We start from the raw sequence: 25,541 nt of genomic DNA on the forward strand, positions 1-25,541 counted from the left end.
CCTTCATCTTTTTGACATGAAGACGCAGTAAAGTTGCTCACTTAGCGCTCATTTGAGGAAAACCATGGAAAAAACATAGGAGGGCATTATGGGAACATTATTCACTATCAGCTTTGTTAGCGTGTTAGTCGTCAGTGCCGTGATTGACACAGTCATCCAACGAGGAAAACAGGACAATGACTAGCAGTTTATTTATCACTCTCTGATGTCCAAAAAAACATAGAGAGTGATAAACCCCACCAAATCAATCGATCAACCAATTAGTCAATCGAATCCAACTCTCCTTCAATGACCGCCGCATTTGGGTTATCTGCCGGTTGCAGCACTCCCCCTCTTGATAAGAAATCATTACGTTGGAAGTAAGCTTCGCGGAACATCAAGTAAGGGTCGGAAGAGCTTTTCAGCAATCCATCAGAATCAAGTAATCTTGCCCGAGTCTCAATCCCTTCCAGTGCCCATTTACCCGCTGACATCCAGAACGTTAAATAACTCAGCATTGGGTAGAGATCGTCTGCTAGGTTGCCGCCTTGCTCACGCAATGTTGCGCTGCCATAACCCGGTAAAACCACATATGGACCGTAACCCACATCATAGTAGCCTAACGTATTTCCGAAACGCTTCGGTTCTTCTTTGACTAACTGAGGGTTTGCCATGCCAGCAACATCAATTAAGCCACCGATACCAAACACCGAGTTCAAGAAGAAGCGGTTAAAGTGCTTAAAGCCTTGCTCCACTTCCCCACGGAAAAAGCTGTTTAACATACTGGCTGGTTCTTCAAGGTTGCCGAGAAAATTACTGAGTCCGTTTCGAGCAGGCATAGGCACGTAATCATTCCAAGCAACGGCTACAGGTCTTAAGACATATGGGTCTAAGACATTATAGTTAAAGTTAAACATTGCTCGGTTAAAGCCTTCTAACGGGTCTGAACGCTGCTGCGTTTCTGGGTCAACGCTCGCGCATCCAGCCATTAAAACTCCCGCGAGAAGAACGCTACTTATGCGAAACTTCATCATTCTCTCCATCCTTTATTCCACCTTGCCATGGTGTTTTTATCATTATTGCTAATCGCTTTATCATAAAAGCAAATACAAAAACTTGTTAAGCGTTTTGAGTGGTTTAATTGCCATATTGATATAATTATAACCCATTTAACTATCAACTTATCATAAGAAATACATTCGAATTACCCCAAACGCTAGAGTAGCTTCAGTAAATGCTATTAATTAGTGAATTAACATGGAGATAGACTTATCTAAAATTATTTTAGACTAAACCGTCAGATGCTTAAAAACCCAACAAAGAAAAGAATAAAAAAGATAAAAGCAGAGAATTTGGGTGTAACAGCTTGATTCGATGGAGGGTGGACAGTAAAATGCCAAGCGCTATTTATCAGCATCTCAATGTCCCCTTAGTTAAATGGATATAACGAGCCCCTCCTAAGGGCTAGTTGCAGGTTCGATTCCTGCAGGGGACACCAGCACCAATTCTAAAAATATCTCATAATATCTAATTTTCACACTAAAACCAGTAACTTAAACATATTTATTGTCTAGTATTGTCTTGTATTGTTTACTGGAATCTAAGTGCTAATGTGTATATTATTGCGTATAGGTCTAGGTTCAATGGGAAAACTATACACATTATGCTGCTAACTGACATTCAAATTCGCAAAGCCAAACCTAAAGATAAGGCGTACTCCTTAAATGATGGTAAAGGCTTGTCACTGCTTGTTGAACCTAATGGTTCTAAAGGTTGGCGTTTTCGTTATCGGTTTGCTGGCAAGCCTAAAATGATCTCTTTAGGTGTTTACGACCAAGTATCTTTAGCTGATGCCAGAAGAAAAAGAGACGAAGCAAAAAAACAACTATCAGAAAACATCAATCCTAGTGATGCACGTAAATCAGAAAAAATAACCCTCAAATACGCCACTGAGAATACATTTCAAGCTGTTGCAATAGAATGGCACACATCCAAATGTTCTACTTGGACAAAAGGCTATGCAAGTGAAATATTGCGTTGCTTTGAAAATGACGTTTTTCCTTATATTGGAAGTAGACCTATAGACCAAATAGCGCCATTAGAATTACTTGCCGTTCTTCAGAAGATAGAAAAGCGTGGCGCACTTGAACAAGCAAGCAAGATTCGTCGCCGTTGTGGTGAAGTATTTAGATATGCAGTCATTACAGGAAGAGTAAAATATAATCCTGCTCCCGATTTAGCCGGAGCTATGAACAAGCCAGAAACTAAACACTTTCCGTTCCTACGTGAAAATGAAATTCCTGGATTTGTCAAAGCGCTGAATAACTACCAAGGCAGCAAAGTAACTAAATATGCTACCCAGCTATTAATGCTTACTGGTGTTAGAACTGTAGAATTGAGGCTCGCTGAATGGTCAGAATTTGATTTTGAAAATGCACTTTGGGAAATACCTAAAGAGCGCATGAAAAAGCGTCGACCTCACTTAGTGCCTCTGTCACCACAAGCTATAGAGATCCTTGGCAAGCTACAAGTGATTACGGGTAACTATCCAATACTTTTTCCAGGTCGGAATGATGCTAGAAAGCCTATTAGCGAAGCTAGCATAAATAAGGTTATCGCTAAAATTGGCTACAAAGGTAGACTAACAGGTCATGGGTTTAGGCATATGATGAGCACAATTTTGCATGAGAAAGGCTTTAATAGTGCATGGATTGAATTACAGCTTGCTCATGTTGATAAAAATTCCATCCGTGGAATTTATAATCACGCTTTGTACTTAGAAGGTAGAATTAAAATGATGAATAATTACTCGGATATAGTGTTCAAACCATCATCAGTCATTAATTGATCAATTTTGGTTGTGTTAGCTCCTTTTTCTTCAAGTTCACCTCTGAACTTTATCCAAATACTTGAGTGATTAGAAACATTACTATTCTTTGTTTTGTTATATAAATTAGATAATATATCATCTATTCCTGCTGCCCATATTATTTGGTTAATACCAGCAAAAGCTGAATTATCAAGCGCCCCATTTAAAGTTTTATTTAGAAGTTCATCTGTAAAGTATTGGCTATATTCTAATAAAATTAGACCGTTATTAAATGCCTCATTAAAGCTGCTTGATTCTATAAAGAAATCAACAACATTTAAAGCCAATGCTTTGCAGGGAAGAGCTTTATAAATAAGTTTTTTGTTATTAAAATCAAGTCTATTTATATTATATAAAAACGAACTAGTCATATCTGAAGTTAAATCAACAATAGCATTAACTTTATTTTCTAATAAGCTATTTACATTCATATTTTTTAATAATTGTTCAAGCCTATTTTTTATCGCGTCATCTGCTAATTGCCATAGTTCTGGTTTGTAGTAAAGGACTCGGAATAATCTTTCAAAGTTATCATCCACAGCATCTGCAATTAATGGAATGAATTTTTCCGTACTGACCTCTTTATAAATATTATGATTTAACCTTTCTATTGTAGAAATGGCATACATCATGTTTCTCATTAAAGCTTCTGATACGACCTTATCATCTCTAAATATTCTTTTAAAAATCATTATAAATAAATTTCTGAATACAGAACTCTTAACTCTGCCTAAGTATCTTTCTGAATTAAGTGTATTAAATGCTTTATTTTCATCATCAGGAAAAGAATTACTATTTATAAATGTATAAATAATATCTAATATAGCCTTACCGTTAACTGGACTTACACATAAAAGATAATTACCTGCCATTACTATATAGGCCCGAACTAGTTCAGACTTCGGCACAAACTGAACTCCATCAGGTGAAAATGTTGGATGGGCGCATATGTTCCTATCAAATTGAATTCGTTCAAGTTGAGTACGTTCAATCAAAGAAATTATTTCCAAATCTTCTTGAGCTACTTTTAGTATATCTTTTTCAAAACTCAACATTCCTGCAACATTATTTGAATTAATATTATCTAGTTGGCTTTTTAGCTTTATAGCTTCAGGATCTCCTGTATTAGCAAGTTCTAGTATTTTTTGTATAACATCAACACAAATAGCAATCCATGTTGACGTTACAGCTGCTCTATATGCGCCTGCTCTGTAAGAAACGATTGCCTCTTTCAAATATCCCTTAGAGTGTAAATTTTTCACTCCAGATAATAATTCATCTAAATCTGTTAATTTATATTCCATTGTTTTACCCAAATTTAAAATACTAAGATATTAGTGTGTTTTTTCTGGTTTCATGATATTAACACAGCTCGCGGGATACGAAATATCACTATTAAAGGAATAAATCATGATGCAACAAAACCAACCCGTTACACAAAATCCAACCATAACACTCTCTCTTGATGGTGAAGCTATTCCACTGAAAAACATCAAAGTAAACCTATCCATTCAATTCCAAGATAAAGACCAATCAGGGCAAACATCCAGTACGGCTGTCGCCGAACAAGGTATTAAGCCAAAAGAATTGCGTATCACTGGTGTCATTAATTTCACTGATGGGACTACCTTAGCCCGATTATTTACACTCGCTGAAGCAAAAGAGAACGGCAAACTTAAACGCTATCGAGTAGCGAATCATACCGCTAAATCCGTAAATTTTCGTATTGGTACATTTACGGGAAATATCGATGCGTCTGAAATTGATGGGCAAATGGCATGGCAGGTTTCTTTTACGCTAAGAGAACATTTATCTGTTTCTGAGAAAAAAGAGATTAGAGCCGTGAGTAAAGTTAAAGCTAAAGTACAAACGGGGAACCCGAAAGCCCCATCTGCGCCAACCGAAGAAGATAAAATTGAATTGGATGCATGGGAGCGAGTTTTACAGAAAGTTGATAGAGATTGGATAGGTCCTGCATGACACCTGTAATTTGCCATTATCCGCCACTGTAAGCCCTCTAATTATCAAGATATACCTCCCCAATCAATAAAATGAGCCGTACTCACTGTGACTGACTAGCGAGTCACAGTGGGCACGAAAGAAAAGATTTCACCACGTAAAACGCACTACACCGCACCCGCCTGCACAATTTGGATCATAAAATTATTTCAGTTTTAAAATTCTACAAAACATATCGCCAAGCCGTGCCAATACTAGGGCGTTGCCGAAAATCTCAAACTGAAATGTGTGAAAAGATTTTCAGTAAATTTCAGTTTTCATATGCGGTGCTCTGAGTGGGTGATAGTACAATTATTTGAAATAAAATTATTTTTCTATTTTACGTGAGATTTTTACTTGAGCGTATGCACCGCATAAAAACTGAAAAGCCAGTGTTTATGCGGGTTGCGGAGAGTTGAAAAACTGAAATCGAATGAAATTTATTTTGCCAAATGACACTTTACGTTTAAGTGACCACTTTAAAAAATTACTGAATGATAGCCACGTAAAATACAAATCAATCATAACGGTAAAATAGGCTGGTTACTGGCTGGCTTTAAATTACTTGGCTGTATTGTGTGTGAAAAAGTCAGAGTTAACATGTAAGTATGACCACATTCAAAGTCATTACAGGAACAATAAATATGAGGAATGTTATCAACGCCCTCCATTTGAATTTTTCGAATTGTTGCCTGTTCACCACAAACAGGGCAGTACACTTTCATGACTCGCATAATTAATCACCTTTGCCTTAATGCCTTCCAGAATAAAGCCAATTAAATACATACCTTGCTATTTTAAAGGGTAACAGGTGTAACAAGGGTTACAGCGTTGAATAATAAGAACTTATTTTGTTACCCTTTCAAAAAATCAAGGTGTAACAGGTGTAACAATCGCTAACGTGTTACACCTTGTTACCCATTTAAAAACAAAAGGTGTAACAGATAAAATCCTTTTAAATCATATCCGTAACCCTTGTTACACCTGTTACACTAAAAATATAAGATGGTCAGTTTTTATTAGAGAATATCCGCTGAACCGAGGACTTCACTGTTAAAGACGTACACCCGTTTCACCCCTATTTCTGGTAGGCGTATACTGGTTTGGGCTTTCCCATCTTTCCCTGTTTCAAGCCAGCCTTTCTCAATACACAAACGCACCACCTTTCGAGCGTCAAAACCTTTGCAAATTTCTTTCCATGCCGTCGGTAATACGTAAAATTGGATAGTTGGCTCTTGATTGCAACCCCCCTTTTCGACACGACGAAAGCCCATCATGTTCATCGGGCGGCTGTTTTCGTCATACCAATCGGCAAAGCGGCTGAATTGATTACGCGAAATAAAATCGGTGATTTGTTCTAACGCGGTCATGTCTTCCTGATTAGCCGTATGACCTCGCTCATTCATCCATGCATCTAAACAGGTTTTTGCCGCTGTAAAGGCTTCACCTTCTTTCCAGCCTGTAATCCCCGCTAACGTGGCAATTTCCCCCGCCATCGCCACAAGCGCAAAACGCGTGATAGCGCGACCAACTTGATTCCCTGCATTTTCAGGCGTCAATTTAGCGGTGTACTCTTTTAATAACGCTTTAGCCGTACTGGAAATAAACGTTAAATCATTGGTGAGATATTTCAGCCAATCACGGAACGGAGAGCCATGATATTTCGTGACGGCTTGCTCAAGGTGCTCCGCTAAGGCTTTACCACTCGCAAACTGGTGCAAATCCTCAAATACACCATGTTTACCCGAATCACTGGGGATTTGTATCATACGAACTTCAACCCCTGCATAGGTGCGTTCGCCCGCATTGGCGGCATGTTCAACCAATGACAGTTCGCCTGTTGAGAGAAACAGTAAGTTCCAGCGATTTGTTTCTCTGACGCTGCCGTCTGTTTTTGCGCGGGCTTTACCTTGACCGTTTGCCAGCATGTAAGCAATATTACCCGCTTCACGTCCGTCCACTTCGCGGATTTCATCCAGCATTAACGTAGCGTCATTACGACGGCAAGCCGTTCCCTCAAGCGCGTTACCTGTTGCCCGCCATGTGTACCAGTAATCCGTACCACCACAAACCGAAGCCGCCACTTTCATTGTGGTGGTCTTACCGTCTGTTGATTCGCCTTTTAAATGGTAGCCACCGCCCCCCACGCCGACTAATTTTAATAATGACGATGCAAAGGCAAGACTCACGGAAAACGCCAGCCTAGCGTTTCCTACGCAATATTTGCCAATGTGCTCCCGCCATTCGTCGCTAGTACCTGCCACCCGAAAATCTTTACCTTGAACACTGGAGGTTTGTAAAATAACGGAATCCGCCCCTGTTCCAACAACCTCATCCTGCAAGACATACACGTTGCCATGCCAGCCCGTTTTATTTACGCAAGTGACTTTTTTCTCTGGTCGGCACAATGAAATGTATTCCATTAAATGCGCGCGAGCCTGCCCCGAAATATTGATATAGGAAAGTCCGTTCACCAAAAGGACACGACGTAATTCTTCACCGCTGCCGCTTAACATTTCCATTGGCATTGCCCATTTACGGCAATTCCCGTAGGTATCATTCCACTCCAATAAGCGCCCGTAATTACTGCCGTCTGCATCACAGGTGATTGCGGTGACTTTTATCGGGCTACTGATTTTGATGTTTCTAACCTCGGTGTCACCATCCGATTTATTCACCAGTTTGTCATACCACAAATATTCTTGGGTCAGCCTAAAGCCTTGTGGCAAATAGGCTTTATCCTTACCGCAATAAGTCATTTCCTCAAAAAAGGCTTCTTTGACTTTAACGGCGCTGTTTTCCTGTCGGTAATCATCCCAATCCGCTTTGTAATGGGTGGGTGGTAAGGTGATCCAACCGTCAACCGCTTTAGCCGCTTTTTCTGCCCACAGCTTGCCTGTATTTTCTTTCCCATCAATATAATCGTTATCACCGGCAATAATGATTTTTACCAATGGATAACGTTCCCGCAACTGCTGGGCCACTTTCACAAGGTTAGTCGCAGCAACCGCTGCCACAATAAATGAATCAATCACTTTTGATAGACTTAACCCGGTGGCGAAACCCTCGGTAATGACAATTTGTTCAAGCGGTTCTTGCTTATTACCTGCCACGATAATAAAGGAACCGGATAATGCAGAGCCCGATAAAAGGCTTTTTTCACCCGTAGGGCTAATGAGCTGTCCACCTTTAATCAAAAACTGGTTATCCACCAATGGTAATAACATTGAACCTATTGGGAAATTCAGCTCACCTTGTGTATACTGTTGCTGGATAATTAAGCATTGGTGATTGGTTAAGCCTTTATTTGTTAGGTACTGGCTTTCTCCTGAAAGAGACATGGCTTTCAGTTTTTGAAATGACTCAATGCCCCGAGTAGCGCTAACCTTTTTTGTCTGGGTTGGCGCTATTTTTTTGAATTCAGGTAAAAGGAGTATTTTATTAATTTCTAAACAGGCGGTTTTAACATCTTGCCCTGTCACTAATTTGAGTAAATCCAGCCCGTCACCACTACCACAGTTATTGCAAAACCATGTCCCTTTCCCGTTCTTATCATCGAAACGAAAACGGTCTTTTCCACCACACTTTGGGCAAGCCCCGTGTTTATTATTGTCAGGAACGGTAACGCCTAAGTTATTTAAAATATATCCCCAACGACCATTCGCGGATTTAACAATGTCGCTCACTGATGGAGTCCGTGTTTGTGCCGTTGACGAATTTGGATGAGTTTGATTGTTCATTATGTAATGTCCTTATTCATCAAGCTACTTTCTGCAATCACCTGCTCAACTTGCTCCGCTAAACATTCCATAACTGCCGCCATCCCCTCACTGGATACATGGTGAGATCCACTAATCACATTGGCTTCGAGTAAATCAGAAAGAAAAGAGGCTATTTGTGCTGCTCTTAACAGTTGTTTCTCACCTGCGGGGGAAATGACCGTATTTCTTAGAGGATTGTTTTTCATGATTATTCCCCTTTAATTGATTGCACAGGTAAACGACCTGCGAATAAGAGGATAAAATCACGAACAAGTAGACTTCTTGCTCTTTGTTCAGTCGGTGCTATAGCTGAAAGACGGCACGGTTTTGCAGTGATGTCTGAACGTTTTACACACAAGAAAAGAAATTTAAATTGAGTTTGGGTAGGGATAGCCATCATAACGATGATCTCCTTGAAGTTTTTTAAGGAGTCACCACCAGAGGTTCCAATCTCTAAAGGGGTGGTGACGTTGAGAGGGTTGGAACTACTGGACTTCAAGGAAACCAGCCAGCCAAAAGGCTGCCCTAACAACGCCACCATTGAATTCGAATAGGCGCAATTCGCCATAAGGTAGGCATTATTTACGACATAAAAAAAGACGCATTGGGCGTCTACTGTCGCCTCGAAGTATTTCAGGGTTCCAATCCTGACGTTAGATTTTGCTAACGCACAAGAACTATAGCCCAACCCTTTAGATAGATGCAACTTTTTTATTTTCATGATTGAAGCCAGCTTGATGTACTGTTGATAAAGAGAGGCAATAGCCCAGCGGGAAACTGGGCTGATTTCTTAACCTGCTGAAATGGCAGAGAACCACCGATTTTTAGTGCCTTTTAATCCATCTGATAAATTAAAGGCTGTTGGCGAACTGAGTGATACACGACTCTTTTTACGTGAAAAATGAGAACGGTTAATACTGAACTCTAAACGGTTCGTTCCCACACTGGATGGGCTATCCGTAACTGCCAGCCCACCAAGATAAAAAATGCCTTTTTGCCCACGAAAATCTTCTTCCACTTCGATAGAACAAAACAACTTTTGCCCTTTTTTGTTGTACTCCACCAACTTCAAATTGGGTCTTAAACGTGCATAGAGCTTGGTTTCTCCGTTACTCTCTTCCGCTTTAACGGCTAACACTTCGCCTAAATTATCGAGTTTTCGATTATGTTCTTCCCAAATTAGCGCCGTGTAATACTCAGGGTCATAATTGTCAGCAATATCCAATAACCATTCAGGTTTAATATGTCGCCCGTCTAGGGTTTGCCCTGATGTGGCGACACAAATCCAAACTGTCGTTAATTGAGGTTCAATCCTTTCACTCATAATGAAAATACCCCCTCTTCAATTTGGATGGCATTTTCATCAATGGCGGCATAAAGATTTGCATCACCTAAACCGTAGCCCTCATTGCGTAGATAGCTATGCTCATACACTTTTCTATCGTCCACAAATTCAGCTCGAAAACGACGTGTATGTTTTTGAGTGTAGATATGTAAATTATCAAGCGTTGTAACCACCAAACGACGACCAGGCATAAACGGTGGAATAATGGCAAAACGCCCTGCAACGGTACTTAATGCCATTTGGCTTGCTTGAATATCTGCGGGTTTATCGGATGCAGCAAACAGCTTCTCACGGTATAGCCCCGCTAATTCTGCTCCCACTAACACCACTAAACGTGGGTCTTCACGATATTCCTCGGGAATCTTTTTCATAATGAGATAGTTCGCCATTGCATCTAAATTCGGGAAAGCTCCGTCTTTTCCTAATACAATTTTATCGGTCACTATTTGTGAACCTTCGTTAAATTCACCTGCAATTACGTGCCAGCCTTTATTCACATCCTGACCGCGTTTATAAACATCGGGTTTAGTGGGATAACCGCAAAACTCACCATTAAAACCGACACGTATCATGTCCAGCGAAACGGCTTTAGAAAATAAATCAGACATCACTTTAGTAAAATGTTCATCATCCCCACTGCCGCTATTGGCAATCATGGACATCTGCTCAAACGAAATCGCGGCACAGGTATCTGTTTCCTCTAAAGCATAAGGCATACCTTCAAAGCCAATGCTCTTATGGAATCGCGCTGCGATAGAACGCCCTGTATGGAGTGAGTTATCGCCAAGGTTAATGGTATTACCGCGTTCTTCGCTAACATCTGTCAGCGTTAATTGATTCATAAACCAGCTGGCATCTGAAATAGCGACACGTAATAAATTTTCAGAAGGTTCAGAAATAGAAAACATCTGGCTATTTTCAGATAAATAATTAGCCCCACGGGTAAAATTGGCGTGAAAAGTTCTTGCCACATCTGGAATAGTGGTTACGTACATAATATTTCCCTTATATTTTAAATTATAGATATTTTAATTTTTGCTGTAGTCTGCGTTCAGCATTAACCATTGATTCAGCGAATTCTTTTGCTGTTAATATTTCTTTTAAATGAGGCTCTTTGTTACCATAATAATGTTTATAGTATTCAATTCGGTATGTTGGTGTATTTCTTAATACATATGGATCTTTTGATGGAGTACAATTGCTTATAACACTATCAATACATTGTTCAAACTCATTCATTTCATCCAATATAAATTTACATGATTGCTCATGTCCCCAATTCATATCTAATAGTAATGAATTTAAATGGCACTGTTGGTTTGGTAATGCATTTAATAAATCAGATTTAATTCCTTTAACTTTTTCTGATATCATCCACTCAATAACAGGTTTTAATAAACCGTAAAGTCCATTAATTTTATTGAGTTTATCATTTTCATTCTTAACATGGCTTTGTTGCCGCTCTACCGCCCGATAAGCATCCTCAGCCCATGTTTTTGCGCTTGGTTGGTGGGCGGGCTTCTTGAGCTTTCCATTCTCTAGATTTGACATGTACTCAGTTAAACTATTTAATTCTGCTGTTTGCTTTTCAGATAGTTTTGAATAATTAGAGACAATACCATCACCTTGTTTAATCAATAATTTAATCTCTTCAAAACTAGGAATTAAATTATCAAAATAAAAATTAGTTAATTCGCTAAACTTTTTTAGTTTATCTTTCATTTGAGAAAATCGATATAACTCAATTGCTCTTACAATAAATCCTGTATCTTTACTATTATCACTTACAGGAATGAACTGATAATTAAATAGATACGATAAGTTTTCATCTTTATAATAAGATATGTTTTTCATAATGTCCTTTTCCTTAAATTGTTGTTTATCCATTCATGCACTTCTGATTCTAACCAAGCAACAGAACGTGATCCTATTTGTACTTGGCTAGGAAATTCTTTATGTTTAATTTTAAAATAAATAGTAGAACGAGGTAGCCCAGTTAATGAAATTACGTCTGGCATTCTTAACAGCCGACTTTTTTCGGAGTTAAGATTACCCGTAGGTAATAAACTCATATTTATTCCTTTAAGATTAATTTAGACTTTGTTGTATCTCGTGAGATGCAATTATATTTGCATAGAATACTGATACCGTAAAGCTGTTGAAAATATCGAATTAACTCTGCTATTGAATAGAATAAACACTCGAACTGCAAATAAAAACAAATAGCACCAAATAACACCAACCATCGGTTACTATCGGTTATATTCGTTAATTTAAATGAATAAATATTCAGTTAAGATAATTTGTAACCAAATGTTTCACGCTGGTTAGTAGGGATTGCAATAAAAAAGCTAAACTCAGCTAACTAATTGAGTTTCTTAAATCCTGTTATAAACATCATCACGAAATGTATACCAAGCTGTATAGAAAATATTAATTAAAAATAAAAACAATTAAAATTCATATCATTAGAATTTCATTTCGATTCCTGCAGGGGACAGATCCCGCACCAAGAACTTTCCCAATCTTTCTTCGTCCTATTTCGCTTTTACTTCTTCCCCTATATTATTTTGTCCATATTCCTATTTGATGGGCTGACCACAATGCGAACACTTTTTGCCTTATTGATTGGTATTCTTCTGATGGGTTGTACGATGGAGAAGTCGCCTTCCGTGGTTATGGTGGGGATGACAACAAACCAAGTGATGCAAATCGAAGGAACGCCGGATGAGCAAGCGAATCAGGATGGTTACCAGTTAATGATTTATCATGATAAACCACAACCAGAGGCCACAGCTAAAATAACAGACCGCTGGTTTATTTTTAAGAATGAGTATCTGTTAGAATATTCTACGAAATATTTAAATTCATCTAACGTGACAAATACGCCATTGAGATTAACTGCAAAACAAATATTATCTCAATGGATAGATAGCCAATCCTTGCCAACAAATCCATCTGCTCGCATGAATTAAAAGATAAAAAGCTGACATAAAGACTGTTATATCTCTTTAGAAAGATAATGCCGCTGCATGCCTAATTCAGGGAAATTAGGGAGTGACATTTGTTTCACATAACCCAGTTTTTCATAAAATGGCAAAGCTTGGAAACTAAAGGTATCCACCAATGCATTGTGGCAGCCGAGTTTTTTACTCTCTTCTTCTGCAACGTGCATTAATTGGCTACCTAATCCATTCTTACGCATTGACTCATCCACCCACAGATAATCAATACATAACCATCGACCTTTAATTGATGCGAGAAGCCCCCCCTGCATGATCCCATTATCATCTTTGCTATACACACCAAGTTGTCCAAAATAGCTATTTTGTAAAAAAGATCGGTTGTAGCTTCTTAGCCCAGTAAATAATTCTTCTTTATCTTCAGGGGTAATCTCATGTGTAACTGTAATTTTCATAACAACCTCATTTTATTTATCAGTATTTTTTATTATGCAGAAAAGATCCCACCAACAAATTAATTATCGCTTACTGCCCGCATAAACATCGTATTACGAACATCCTAGTTAGACACCATTTACTTAACTAAAAACTAAACATTTTTTATCTTGCCTGTAATTTTATTCACCGTAAAATCCCCTAATCTTTCAGAAAAAATGTGAATAATATGACGCTTACCATTATTATTTTTGTCTTGGTCTATATCGCCATGGCATTTGGCAAACTGCCCGGCTTTAAAGTTGATAGAACGGGCGCTGCCGTCATCGGTGCGTTAGCCATGATGGCCATCGACAGCATTACGCCACCTCATGCCTGGAATGCTATTGATTACCGCACTATTGGCATGCTATTTGGTTTGATGGTGGTATCGGCTTCGTTTGTGGTTTCGGGCTTTTATAGCTGGACCGCAGATCGCGTGGCGATGCTCAAAGTCAGTGCGCCTACGCTGCTTGCCGTACTAATCGCCGTTGGCGGATTACTTTCCGCACTGTTAACCAACGACGTGGTTGTCGTCGCGATGACGCCGTTATTGGTCTCCATCACGCTATCTCGCGGGCTTAATCCCATCCCGTTTCTGCTTGGATTCTGTTTTGCCGCCAACAACGGCGCAACAGGCTCGCTGATTGGTAGCCCGCAAAATATGATTGCGGCACAGGGGCTAGATATCTCCTTCGTGGGCTTGCTTCAATCTTCAGCAATACCCGCACTATTATCCTTACCACTTACATGGCTGGTACTGGTTTGGCTATATCGCAATCGTTGGTACTTAGCTAAAGAGCCGAGTAATACGCCAAAAACGGTCTCTCCTCCAACGCCGCTCGATACTTGGGAAACCGCTAAAGCCGGTGTGATCACACTCGCGGTGATTGTGGCTTTTGTGGTGAGTGATATACCAAAAGAGTTAATCGCATTAACGGCTGCGGGTTTCCTATTATTGAACCGATCTATTGCTTCTAGCGATATGCTCAAGTTAGTGGATGGGAATTTATTACTATTAATCATGGGATTATTTGTCGTCAATGCGGCCTTTGCGGGAACAGGATTACCACAGCAAATGCTGAACGATTTACGTGCCCATGGTGTTGAGCTCAATAACCCTTTCATTCTGTTTTTAGTGACGGGCGTCCTTAGTACTATTGTCGGAAATAACCCCTCCGTCATGCTACTAGTTCCTTTTTTAACACCTGATGGTAATGCCGATGCATTAGGTGCCGCATTAGTGCTTGGCTCCGGCTTTTCCAGTAACTTATTTGTGTTTGGTAGTTTGGCGGGCATTATTGTGGTGGAACAGGCCGCTGCTTATGGTGTGAAAATTACATTCTCAGAATTTGCTAAATCAGGGGGAATTGTCGCGGTGCTCTGTATGTTATTAGCCACCGCTTGGATTCTGTTTGCGTTATAAAACTGACGCCTTTCTCAGCTTATTTAACTGAGAAAGGCGTTTAAGATTTTCAGGGAAGAATAGCAAATGAGCGAACAGGAAACCCACTCGCATTATTAGGTTTAGCGACAATATTAAAAATCACGGCGCCACGAGCTGGTAATTGATCTAAATTCGCCATCAACTCTATTTGGTAAGTATCTTGTTCTAAGACGTAATATTCGCCTAATAGCGCATTATTTTGGCGAAAATCTTTTGCTGCATCAGTATCAAATGTCTCATGCCCAATGGCTTTAATGCCACGCTCTTCAAATAAAAATTTGAGCGCATCCATACCCCACCCCGGAATTTGGTTATTACCTTCAGCGTCTTTATTATCCATCGCTTCCTGAGAAGGCCAACGTTTATGCCAGTCTGTACGTAGCGCCACAAAGCTATCGGGTTCGATTCGCCCATACTCGCGCTCAAAGGCTAAAACATCATCGCGAGAAAAAGCAAAATTAGGGTCTTGTGCAGCCCGCTCAGATTGGTCGATAACAATCAGCGGTAAGACCAATTCTTGCAGTTCCAATTCATGTAAAAAGCGCTTTCCTTCAACAAAATGGCAAGGTGCGTCAATATGCGTACCGTATTGCCCAGGAAAGGTAAATTGCTGAGCAAAAAAACCGTCAGAGTAGCCAAATAATGTTTTAAATTCTGCAGAATCAAACATAAAGAAATGAGGAGAATCTTTATCAAAGCTGTGCGTTAAATCCACCCATTTTTTGGATTTTAAGACCTTTAGTGCATTTAAAATCTCGTTAGCCATCATTTTCCCCTATCTGTTTTTGGTCTTTATCAAGACAATTTTATTTTGCTATTTTTATTTATTCTGAATAGGTAATAACCAACTCTATGGCGTTTGTCTATCTTTCTAAACGATCTGTTGCCAATTTTTTCACCAAATTGGCAACGAAGATTCGACTATTATTTAGAATAATTTGCCCACGCAGCAGGTTCAATAAAACCATCATAAATACGCTGAGAGCGAATATAATCTGCATACTCTTTTGATTCAAAAGCCTCTTTTAAATCTTTAGCCCATTGAGTATCGAGATCTTTTTGTAGCACAGAAACCACAACGCGATGTTCAAGTGGTGAATTTTCAACAACCAAACCATCCGCAATACGCTGCCCTGCACTCGCTACATAGTTACCATTCACTACCACAAAATCCACATCATCCAATAGACGTAAACCTTGCGCGGCATCTGTTTCACGGATATCGAGCTTATATTTTGCAGGTTCAATGTCATTGACGCTAAAGCTGAGCGTACTGACATTCGGCTTGATTTTAATCCAACCCAGTTGCTCTAAAATTCGAGCACCACGTTCCGCGTTTACAGGGTCATTTGACAGCGCGACAATCATGCCATCTTGCACGTCATCCAGCGTTTTGTGTTTATTCGAACGTAAGCTCTGCGGTGCGCTTGGTGAATCGGCCAATGCGACCATATTAATGTTATTTTTTTGGTTATACGCTTCCATATACGCGCGACTTTGGTTTACTGATGCGTCAATTGCCCCTTCTTCAAATGCAGGGTTAATTTGCCTATTCTGTGAAAATTGACGTAAGGTCACTTGGTAACCTTTTTTCTCTAAAATAGGCACAATGCCTTTATCGACCTGATCAATATAATTCCCGACACCGAAGCCAATCGTAATTTGCTTTTTATCTGAACTGTCTTTTTCTTTATTATCACCACATCCTGCCAATACAATGATTGCGGTTGCCACTAAAGATAAATTTATTATTTTTTGTTTGAACATTTGCTATTCCCTATGGTGATTACTTTCAATTTTTAATATTGCCAATCGACCGGAGTATAAACAGGATTTATTTAACGTCTTAGATCCGTTCGTTATAACTTAAATAGAAATGAATATAAAAATTAACCAAACTAAAATGGTTATAACCATATAACAAAATGGTAGTTCGAATAATGATGTGATTGATATGTAATGAAGGAGATAAAAAAATTTAAATAAAGTGAGTTATTTATGACAGTAAAATTTGATTTAATTAACAATATTCTTAACCTGACACCAGACTCAGAATTAGCGAAAACCCGCGCAGAAAGACCGGTTGCAACAGAGAATACTCAAGCCGCTTTTGAGGCCATTTTTTCTGTACCCTCTCAAATACTGCCTCTAAATGTGAAATATTATTTTGCGCTTTCCGTGGCAAAAATTACTGGTTCAGTATTACTCGCAAAATATTATGCTGAATTATTATCATCACAATCTATCGTCGAAATAACACCTGACATTACGCTTGCTGAGAAATATCTTCGAGTATTAACCAGTAATCCAAATCAAGCGGATTACGCTTTAACGCAACAATTTATTCAACAAGGATGGTCCGAGTCCGATATTATTTTATTGGCTCAGTTAATTACATTTGTCACTTATCAATCCCGCTTAGTTGCTGGATTGGAATTATTAGTTGGACAGAATCCGAATTCAGATAATAAAGCAGTTCAACACTTTCCAATTACAGCAGGAAATTGGAATCACGCAACGACAACACAATTGGGACAACCATCACCAACCGCTTTTACACAACTGCAATTAGGTTGGGAATCTTGGTTATCTGCACGAGATGTCAATTCGTTAAGTGACGATGAAACTCAAACGCTGAAAAAACATGGACAATTAAATTCTGAGTATTTCCTTCTGTTAGCTCATCAAAGCGAAATTTTAGCGCTACGTACACAGATAGACCGCGGTATTTTTTATACCTCAGGTGGATTACCTCGTTGGGAGAGAGAGTTTGCCGCCGCTGCAGTCAGTAAAGTGAATGGCTGCATTTATTGCGCCTCAGTTCATGCGCGCAAAGCTAGCCAGTATGCAAAAGAACATCTCGTTGATGTCGAGAAACTATTAGCAACACCCGCCGGAAGCGTACTTGCTGAAGGCTATGAACCAAGGCTTTTAGCTACCGTTTCTCTTGTCGCTTCGCTCTCAGCTACGCCTATTCAAGCCTCTGTTGAACAAATCGAACAATTACGTTCATTAGGATTAACGGAGCTAGAATTACTCGACTTAATTCAATCCAGTGCTTTTTTCTCATGGGCTAATCGCTTAATGCTGACATTGGGAGAACCGTTTGAACTCCCTGAAAATAAGGAGTAATACCATGGATAAGGTTATTGGATTAGCCGCTCTAGAGGCGCAAATAAATCAGGATTTGCAGTATCTTAATTTGCCGATTGGTTCATGGTCGCTATCAGATGAAGATCTTGATAAACAACAGATTAATGTTGCCATTATCGGTGCGGGCATGTCGGGAATTACTGCGGCTTTTGCCTTGAAATTACGGGGAATTAACGCCATCGTTTTTGACCAAGCAGCCTCAGGCAAAGAAGGCCCTTGGCAAACGCCAGCTTTGATGGAAACCTTGCGGTCACCTAAACAGGTTGTCGGTCCTGCTCTCGCCTCTCCCTCTTTAACATTCCAAGCCTGGTTTAAAGCTCAATTTGGCGATGGTGCGTGGGAAAATCTCGATAAAATTCCACGTTTACAATGGGGTGAGTACCTACAATGGTTTAAAACCATGACGGCACCCACACTGCTGAATCAGCACCAATTAGTCGATGTTAAATTAATCCCTCAAGGTCGTGAATTAACGTTTGACACTCCCAATGGACAGGTCTCTTTTATCGCGCAGCATGTTGTGATTGCAACGGGTATGGAGTCATTTAGCGAGCCTAACATCCCAGAATTTATGGATAAAATTCCAACCCAATACTGGGAACATTCATATGCAGGTAGCAACTATCAGCGATTTAACGGACTCAATATTGGCGTTGTAGGCTACAGTGCGGGGGCGATGGACAGTTCAGCCACTGCATTAGAACATGGTGCTAAGTCTGTTGAGTTATTGATCCGAGCAAAAGAGATGCCGCGAGTAAACCGAGGAAAGGTCGCCGGAAGTGCCGGTTTTACCAATGCCTATGGATATTTTACCGATGCGCAAAAATGGCATTATGCCGACTATGTTTTGAAAGCGAAAACCCCAGCCCCTCATGGCAGCACACTGCGTGTTTCTCGCCATACTCATGCATATTTTAACTTCGATACGCAAGTCAATGATGTCACCGTCAAAGAGAATAAATTGCACGTTGCCACCACTCAGGGGGACTTCTCTTTTGATTACCTCATTTTAGCGACAGGCTATCGACTGAATTGGCAGAAACACAGCGCATTTCATCGCTTAGCACCGTTTATTAAAACATGGAAAGATGTTTATACCCCACCTAAAGGTGAAGAAAATGATGAACTTGCCGCACATCCCTATCTTGGTGAACACTTTGAATTACAAGCAAAATCGGGTTACGAGTTTCCGTTTATCGACCATTTTTATTGCTTCAATTTAAGTGCCTCACTCAGCATGGGTCCCGTAATTGGTCTGATCCCAGGTACCAATACCGGAGCTGAGCGTTTAGCGGATCATATTGCAGCTAAATTGTATCTGGCCCATCGGCTGCAGTACCTTGAGTTGGTTAAAACCAGTACAGAAAATGAGTTATTAGGTGATGAATGGCAGCCTGCCTTACCTCCCGCTCAGCGCGTACAACTGATTGAAAATGTGGAGTAAAGGATGATTGAATTTAACAATGTCCAAAAGATCTATGAAAAAAATGGGCAATCCTTAGTCGCTCTACAAGATATTAATTTGCATATCAATAAAGGTGATATTTTTGGTTTTATTGGTTATAGCGGTGCAGGTAAAAGCTCCCTGATCCGCTTAGTCAATCAATTAGAAAAGCCAACCGGTGGCTCCATCAAGGTCGATCAGCACAATTTAGCGGAGCATACCCCATCGCAAATACGGGCTCATAAAAAAAGCATCGGAATGATTTTCCAACATTTCAATTTGTTGGAAACCAAGACCGTTGAACAGAATGTTGCAATGCCTCTGGTTTTACTCGGCATTGATAAGCACGAAATTGCCCGTCGTGTAGATAACATTCTCGAATACGTTGAATTGAGCGATAAGAAACACCAATACCCTAACCAGCTTTCTGGTGGGCAAAAACAGCGTGTTGGAATAGCAAGAGCGTTAATTAATAATCCGCAAATCTTGCTGTGTGATGAGGCAACCTCTGCCTTGGATCCACAAACTACCGCCTCCATTTTGGCATTACTGCAAAAAATCAATCGTGAGCAGAAAATTACCATTCTATTGGTCACTCATGAAATGGAAGTCATTGAGCAGATTTGTCATCGTGTCGCCGTTATGGAATCCGGTCGCATTGTTGAAGAAGGCACAGTACTTGATATTTTTGCCAATCCTCAACATTCGACCACGCAAAAATTTGTGGGTACGGTACTCAATGAAAAAATTCCGGAGCGTGTACTCCATCAGCTTGAACATCAAGAAGATGTGTATCGATTAGAGTTTTTAGGCAAATCGGCTCAAGAGCCTGTAGTGAATGAACTTATCATAAAAAATATTATTAAAATCAATATCCTGTTTGCCAACATGAAAGAGATCAATGGCGTCGTTTTAGGCAGTATGTTTGTGCAAATGTTAGGAGATAAACAACATATTGATGAAGCCATAACCTATTTACGCCATCGTGGCGTTGCAGTGAATAAGGGGACAGTATGAATGAGTTTTTTGAAACAGCACTGACAAGTAAACAATTTTTATTGGCCATGTCAGAAACATTCACTATGGTGAGTATTGCACTTGTCCTAGGTTCACTATTCGGGATCTTATTGGGAATTTTATTAGTTATTACACGACCAGAAGGGATTTGGGAAAATAAACGTATTTATCGCGTGATTAACCCTATAATTAATATATTCCGTTCACTACCTTTTATTATTTTATTAGTGGCAATAATCCCATTAACGCGCTTTGTGGTAGGAACATCTATTGGCACCACCGCAGCCATTGTGCCATTAGTCATTTATATTGCGCCTTATACGGCAAGATTGGTCGAGAATTCATTACTCAGTGTCCATTCAGGCATTATTGAAGCCGCCGATGCAATGGGGGCGACCAACTGGCAAATTGTGTGGCACTTTATTTTACCAGAAGCAAAGTCATCATTAATTTTAAGTTTAACCGCTGCCAGTATAACGTTAGTTGGAGCAACCGCGATGGCTGGAGCTGTTGGCGGCGGCGGTGTTGGTGACCTTGCGCTAAATTATGGTTATCAACGCTTTGATAATGTTGCTATGGCAATTACGGTTGTGACCTTGGTGATTATAGTGCAAGGAATACAGTTTATTGGTGACACTTTGGCAAGAAAGGCGCGTTTTCACTAGTTAATATAAAGTCGATGAAATATCTTCATCGACTTTTATTGATTTCTCATACAATTACCCATCTTCCCTCCCCCTTTTCAATTCAACCTCAAAAAATATTTACACATAAAAAAGTCACTATTAACACGAATTTAATAAAAAAATAGGCTATTTCTAAAAATTAAATTTAAAAAAATGCAGTAAAATACCAATATATTTCAAATGATTCATATATAATCATAATAGTATACATCATAATGTTTATTTGGCCTCTTGGGACTAAAAACACCATTAAATGTATATTTTAGTCACTTTGATAACATCTTTAGCTACCTCGCGCGCTTTACGATGCATCGTCAGCGTTTTATTCACCTCTAACTGAAAACTGATTATGCCGACTATCGAACAACTTATATTGCTTTCATCCATATTGATTTTACTCGGTATTTTTTCGAGCAAACTGTCTGCAAGACTGGGTTTGCCTATGCTGGTTATGTTTCTCTTTATTGGCATGCTGGCAGGTGAGGATGGCTTAGGGAAAATTACCTTTGATAACGTCAATGTTTCTTATGCTGTTGGCTCTCTCGCCCTTGCTCTGATTCTTTTCGATGGTGGACTACAAACCTCAGTAAAATCAATTAAGCTAGTCTGGAAACCTGCATTCACCTTAGCGACCGTTGGGGTTTTGATTACTGCGGGTATCACTGGGTTAGCCGCTGCCTACATTTTAGGTATTCCACTTCTTGAAGGGTTACTTTTAGGTGCCATTGTTGGCTCAACGGATGCCGCTGCCGTATTTTCACTGCTACGCAATGCAGGCATTTACCTAAACGAGCGTTTACAGGCGACTTTAGAGATAGAGAGTGCAACCAACGACCCGATGGCCATATTTTTAACCGTTGGTCTGCTGCAACTTCTAATGAACCCACAAGCTTCCGGCAGTGAATTGGCGTTATTATTTGTTAGTCAAATGGGTATCGGTGCTGCTGTAGGGATTGGGGTTGGTTGGATTTCAATAAAGATCATCAACAAAATTAAGTTACTCGCCGCAGGTCTTTATCCTGTTTTAGTGGCTGCCTGTGGTTTATTTTCATTCGGTGTCGCCAGTAATTTAGATGGCAGTGGCTTCTTATCTATTTTTGTCACGGGTGTGGTTATTGGTAATCACTCGTTTGTTTTTCAACGCAATACCTTTTTATTCCATGATGGGCTGGCATGGTTAAGCCAAATCATCATGTTCGTGATGTTAGGCTTACTGGTTAACCCTAGCTCGTTAATTGAGGTATGGCAGGAAGGGTTGCTCATTGCGCTAGTATTAACCTTTGTAGCAAGACCACTCGCAGTTGTCCCAGTACTCAAACTATTTCGCTTCACACGAAATGAGATAGCACTTATCTCCTGGGTGGGGCTAAGAGGCTCTGTCCCGATTATTTTGGCTATTTTCCCCTTTATTTTTGGATTACCGGGTGCCAACCTTATTTTTGATGTTGTCTTCTTCGTGGTTCTAATTTCTGCAACATTACAAGGTTCCACACTGCCTTACTTTGCCCGCAAGTTAAATCTTATGCAGCCACCACCGCTTATACCCGCTGCGACATTAGATATTACCGCTGTCGACCAGATTGATGCTGACTTAGTCGAATATACTCTGGGCGAGGACTGCTCTGCTGTGGGGCGCCGATTATCTCAATTAGCACTACCGGACCAAACCGTGATTGCGATGATCACCCGAGAAAAAAGCGTGTTACCACCTCGCGGGTCAACAATCTTAATGGCGAATGATCATTTGTTTGTCGTCCTAAAACCACAAAATCGCTTATTCCTAGAAAGACTATTCTCTGGCCAAACGTCTTCGGAGCCAACCATTATGGAGTTACCTGAGTCTGGTTTAAGCTTAAAAGGTACAACGCGATTAAATGAAATTTATGAGTCGTATGGAATTTTGATTGAAGTTGATTCCGATAAAACACTCAATCAATTTATTCACGTTAATACTGATAATGAACCCTCTCAAGGGGATGTGATTAAGCTAGATAACATACAAATAAAAATTGATGAAATGATCGGTCCACGTATCGTTACCGTTATTTTAGAGCCAGTAAAAATCCAGCAGGAATAATATGGTAAAAATAGTGATAATCCATTTCCATTTTTCCACGCTTATTTTCTAATTTGTATGTATAAAAAATAAAAGCCCCAAAGGGGCTTTTATTTTTGCAAGTACTCTATATAAGAGGGCGATTAATATATTCAATGACTTTTACTAATTAACTTGGGTTAATTAATTTCACCGTTCTCATTTGAAACAATTTAATTACTGAACTTAATTTGTTTCATTATGAAACATGCGCAAAGAATTAATGTCATACGAGAGAATAAAGCGAGTCGTTAAACCCTTTAGATTCTCTTTCCTCAGATGCATTGATATCATCCTGGAGAACTTCACTGAAGAACTCTCCCATATTTACGCCTAATACCTTTAATACGCGAACTAAACAATCGATATCAATACGATTCACACCTCGTTCATAACGAAATAGTTGTTGTTCACTAATGTCGATCTCTTTAGCTAATTGGAAAACTGTATAGCCTTGAGCTTTTCTTAAAGATTTAATTTTTTGTCCAACTGCACAAGCGACAGGATATTTTGTATTCATAAACATTCTCGCTTCAATCTATATTAATTGAATAAAAATCAGCAGGTATTTTCTGCCATTTTCATTGTTATTTTATATGTACTATGTAGTTCATTGATAAAAACACGGTGATACATCCAACATCACTAAGAGAATGATATACTAGCCTTCTAATTAGTTTCAACTAGTCCAAAAATGACATTGCAACTATGTAACAAAATATTTTTCTCTATACAAACAAGACGAGTTAGTAAATTAGTTATTTATTATCAATGGCTTATACAAATTAATAGCCAGTGAATATCACCTAGTAAACTCAGGTGAAATAGCACATAGCAAGACAATTCACTAAAAACCAATCACTTTCCCGCCAATAAATCCAAAAATAAAGGAAATAAACAGAATAATTTAACACTGTAACAAAGTTAATCGTTTCACGATAACATTGGTGTTTTTTTGAGTCAAAAACCACATTAAGTGAGCATTTTCTGTAAAAGAAAGTAAAAAATATATGTTTTACATATATAACTATTTCGCAACATAAAACATCAATAACTTACATTTTTTGAACTGTATGCTACAAATTAATTAAACGCTATATTTTTAAAGTAACCTAGTGAATTTAATGCACCTACACATTCAACATAACAAAACATTAACGTTAAGGAAGTCGAACATTCACTTTACTTGATGAATATCACAAAAATATGAACATTACTGATTATCGATAATCTTATTTTAATATTATGAATACATAGACACTCGAAAATTATTGAACTTTAAGATTATCAAAACGAGAATAACTAGAATTATTCACCAATATACTACTTTACAGATGTTCTTTTGTTGTAATATCAATGAAAGTTTTATTTGCTGTTTTTTAAATATCAACTAAGAATATTCTCAATAGTCTATTTAATCCAAACCAACATAAGGCTGTTCATGTGGTATGGCATAATTTAATTTCTAGCATAATTTCATTGCCATCATAGTTTTTAATAAAAATTCATTTTAGATAAAACTATAAATGGATTAATCCTTTAACATTATCATTTAAGTGATTTTACTTATGGCATTGATATGCTTTATTTTTATTAACTAAATTTTGGTTTCAAAAAAAACTAAGAGCACTACAATACAAGGAAAAGTCTCGTTATCGTTTCATTCACTATTTTGATTCATTAAAAATTCAAAAGTTTATATTAACAATATAATGGCCAATATAACGATATGTGCAATCTCAATAGGAATAATACTTTATACGTAATATGAATATTTAAGCAAAATAAACGAAGAATGGCTGAGAGAGGGATAGTAAAATCTTACTGGGCACAGCTATGCATAAACCAATTAAAATCAGTAGGTTAAGTTTTGTTTTTGGGGATTTATGACGTGATTTTTGATAAAAATGAAGTGGTGGGCGATAGCGGGCTCGAACCACTGACCCCCTCCTTGTAAGGGAGGTGCTCTACCAACTGAGCTAATCGCCCACTTCATGACGCTATTTTTGATGGTGGGTCGTGCAGGATTTCTCGGCCTTTGGCCTCACCCTACGGGTCGAACCTGCAACCATCTTGTTAGTCGCTAATGTTCACACCGAATAACCCAAACATCTTTCAAGTTACAGATTTTAATGGTGGGTCGTGCAGGATTCGAACCTGCGACCAATTGATTAAAAGTCAACTGCTCTACCAACTGAGCTAACGACCCATATTCAAGTATCTGTACTGCTTGAATGATTTACTTCATTTAGATGGTGGGTCGTGCAGGATTCGAACCTGCGACCAATTGATTAAAAGTCAACTGCTCTA

General features: G+C 39.1%; 15 protein-coding genes, 3 tRNA genes and 8 pseudogenes. 10 read left to right on the plus strand and 16 right to left on the minus strand.

From position 1 onward, the window contains the following. Positions 1-260: 260 nt before the first annotated feature. Positions 261-1,010 carry a phospholipid-binding lipoprotein MlaA gene (mlaA, locus tag GKR74_RS06050; protein ID WP_154602941.1) on the minus strand — a complete coding sequence of 250 codons (750 nt, stop codon included), beginning with the start codon at positions 1,008-1,010 and terminating at the stop codon, positions 261-263. Between the two features lie 392 nt (positions 1,011-1,402). Between mlaA and GKR74_RS06055 the strand changes: the two genes are divergently transcribed. Together GKR74_RS06055 and GKR74_RS06060 are read left to right on the plus strand one after the other, a co-directional pair. Continuing rightward, positions 1,403-1,477 (plus strand) — tRNA-Arg (locus tag GKR74_RS06055). Positions 1,478-1,642: 165 nt separating this feature from the next. Next, positions 1,643-2,800, plus strand: a pseudogene (locus tag GKR74_RS06060) (tyrosine-type recombinase/integrase); the annotation flags it as partial. Here the strand turns inward: GKR74_RS06060 and GKR74_RS06065 are convergent. After that, positions 2,785-4,152 carry a hypothetical protein gene (locus GKR74_RS06065; RefSeq protein ID WP_154602918.1) on the minus strand — a complete coding sequence of 456 codons (1,368 nt, stop codon included), beginning with the start codon at positions 4,150-4,152 and terminating at the stop codon, positions 2,785-2,787. The pseudogene GKR74_RS06060 and the gene GKR74_RS06065 overlap by 16 nt on opposite strands. Positions 4,153-4,258: 106 nt before the next feature. Between GKR74_RS06065 and GKR74_RS06070 the strand changes: the two are divergent. Then, a pseudogene (locus GKR74_RS06070) lies at positions 4,259-4,819 on the plus strand (baseplate complex protein); the annotation flags it as partial. A gap of 506 nt (positions 4,820-5,325) precedes the next feature. Here GKR74_RS06070 and GKR74_RS06075 read toward each other — a convergent pair. The 8 genes and pseudogenes from GKR74_RS06075 to GKR74_RS06110 all read right to left on the minus strand — a co-directional run bounded on the left by GKR74_RS06075 (position 5,326) and on the right by GKR74_RS06110 (position 12,024). Beyond that, positions 5,326-5,580: pseudogene (locus tag GKR74_RS06075) on the minus strand (ogr/Delta-like zinc finger family protein). Positions 5,581-5,865: 285 nt separating this feature from the next. Further along, on the minus strand, positions 5,866-8,586 hold the full coding sequence (locus GKR74_RS06080) for a DUF927 domain-containing protein (protein ID WP_154602920.1): 2,721 nt from the start codon (positions 8,584-8,586) through the stop codon (positions 5,866-5,868). Continuing rightward, complete coding sequence (locus tag GKR74_RS06085) at positions 8,586-8,813, minus strand: hypothetical protein (RefSeq protein WP_154602921.1); 228 nt, start codon at positions 8,811-8,813, stop codon at positions 8,586-8,588. Before GKR74_RS06085 ends, GKR74_RS06080 begins: the two co-directional genes overlap by 1 nt. 2 nt (positions 8,814-8,815) lie before the next feature. Continuing rightward, the gene (locus GKR74_RS06090) at positions 8,816-9,328 is read right to left on the minus strand and encodes a host cell division inhibitor Icd-like protein (protein WP_154602922.1); all 513 of its coding nucleotides are present in this window, start codon (positions 9,326-9,328) and stop codon (positions 8,816-8,818) included. A gap of 69 nt (positions 9,329-9,397) precedes the next feature. Continuing rightward, on the minus strand, positions 9,398-9,931 hold the full coding sequence (locus GKR74_RS06095) for a GPO family capsid scaffolding protein (protein WP_154602923.1): 534 nt from the start codon (positions 9,929-9,931) through the stop codon (positions 9,398-9,400). Then, positions 9,904-10,947 (minus strand): annotated as a pseudogene (locus GKR74_RS06100) (P2 family phage major capsid protein). The gene GKR74_RS06095 and the pseudogene GKR74_RS06100 overlap by 28 nt, the downstream one beginning before the upstream one ends. A 22-nt stretch (positions 10,948-10,969) precedes the next feature. Next, positions 10,970-11,839: a hypothetical protein gene (locus tag GKR74_RS06105; RefSeq protein WP_230089126.1), complete on the minus strand. Its 870-nt coding sequence runs from the start codon at positions 11,837-11,839 to the stop codon at positions 10,970-10,972. Further along, positions 11,737-12,024 (minus strand): annotated as a pseudogene (locus tag GKR74_RS06110) (helix-turn-helix transcriptional regulator). The gene GKR74_RS06105 and the pseudogene GKR74_RS06110 overlap by 103 nt, the downstream one beginning before the upstream one ends. Positions 12,025-12,555: 531 nt before the next feature. Here GKR74_RS06110 and GKR74_RS06115 point away from each other — a divergent pair. After that, positions 12,556-12,927 (plus strand): hypothetical protein, encoded by a 372-nt coding sequence (locus GKR74_RS06115; RefSeq protein WP_154602926.1) that lies wholly within the window; start codon positions 12,556-12,558, stop codon positions 12,925-12,927. 26 nt (positions 12,928-12,953) lie between these two features. Here GKR74_RS06115 and GKR74_RS06120 read toward each other — a convergent pair whose 3' ends face one another. Then, positions 12,954-13,370, minus strand: coding sequence for a GNAT family N-acetyltransferase (locus GKR74_RS06120; protein ID WP_154602927.1), 417 nt, complete (start codon positions 13,368-13,370; stop codon positions 12,954-12,956). Positions 13,371-13,579: 209 nt separating this feature from the next. Here GKR74_RS06120 and GKR74_RS06125 point away from each other — a divergent pair, with 209 nt between their 5' ends. Continuing rightward, positions 13,580-14,815 carry an SLC13 family permease gene (locus tag GKR74_RS06125; protein ID WP_154602928.1) on the plus strand — a complete coding sequence of 412 codons (1,236 nt, stop codon included), beginning with the start codon at positions 13,580-13,582 and terminating at the stop codon, positions 14,813-14,815. Positions 14,816-14,855: 40 nt separating this feature from the next. Here GKR74_RS06125 and GKR74_RS06130 read toward each other — a convergent pair. After that, positions 14,856-15,602 (minus strand): annotated as a pseudogene (locus GKR74_RS06130) (cyclase family protein). Positions 15,603-15,760: 158 nt separating this feature from the next. Further along, entirely contained in the window at positions 15,761-16,603 is an 843-nt protein-coding gene (locus GKR74_RS06135; protein ID WP_154602930.1) for a MetQ/NlpA family ABC transporter substrate-binding protein, read from the minus strand. Between the two features lie 231 nt (positions 16,604-16,834). Here GKR74_RS06135 and GKR74_RS06140 point away from each other — a divergent pair, with 231 nt between their 5' ends. From GKR74_RS06140 to GKR74_RS06160, 5 genes and pseudogenes are all read left to right on the plus strand, one after another. Beyond that, positions 16,835-17,968, plus strand: a complete 1,134-nt coding sequence (locus GKR74_RS06140) for a CMD domain-containing protein (RefSeq protein ID WP_154602931.1) — start codon at positions 16,835-16,837, stop codon at positions 17,966-17,968. 4 nt (positions 17,969-17,972) lie between these two features. After that, entirely contained in the window at positions 17,973-19,433 is a 1,461-nt protein-coding gene (locus tag GKR74_RS06145) for an FAD/NAD(P)-binding protein (RefSeq protein WP_154602932.1), read from the plus strand. 3 nt (positions 19,434-19,436) lie between these two features. Next, a pseudogene (locus tag GKR74_RS06150) lies at positions 19,437-20,438 on the plus strand (methionine ABC transporter ATP-binding protein); the annotation flags it as partial. 8 nt (positions 20,439-20,446) lie between these two features. Beyond that, entirely contained in the window at positions 20,447-21,115 is a 669-nt protein-coding gene (locus GKR74_RS06155) for a methionine ABC transporter permease (RefSeq protein WP_154602934.1), read from the plus strand. 370 nt (positions 21,116-21,485) lie between these two features. After that, entirely contained in the window at positions 21,486-23,213 is a 1,728-nt protein-coding gene (locus GKR74_RS06160) for a potassium/proton antiporter (protein ID WP_154602935.1), read from the plus strand. Positions 23,214-23,451: 238 nt separating this feature from the next. Here GKR74_RS06160 and GKR74_RS06165 read toward each other — a convergent pair. The 3 genes and pseudogenes from GKR74_RS06165 to GKR74_RS06175 all read right to left on the minus strand — a co-directional run bounded on the left by GKR74_RS06165 (position 23,452) and on the right by GKR74_RS06175 (position 25,440). Next, positions 23,452-23,751 (minus strand): annotated as a pseudogene (locus tag GKR74_RS06165) (helix-turn-helix domain-containing protein). Positions 23,752-25,144: 1,393 nt separating this feature from the next. After that, positions 25,145-25,220: transfer RNA gene (locus GKR74_RS06170), tRNA-Val, on the minus strand. A gap of 144 nt (positions 25,221-25,364) precedes the next feature. After that, positions 25,365-25,440, minus strand: a tRNA-Lys gene (locus GKR74_RS06175). Positions 25,441-25,541: the final 101 nt, after the last annotated feature.

The sequence above is a fragment of the Providencia sp. wls1914 genome, assembly GCF_009706645.1.
Classification (GTDB): Bacteria; Pseudomonadota; Gammaproteobacteria; order Enterobacterales; family Enterobacteriaceae; genus Providencia; species Providencia zhijiangensis.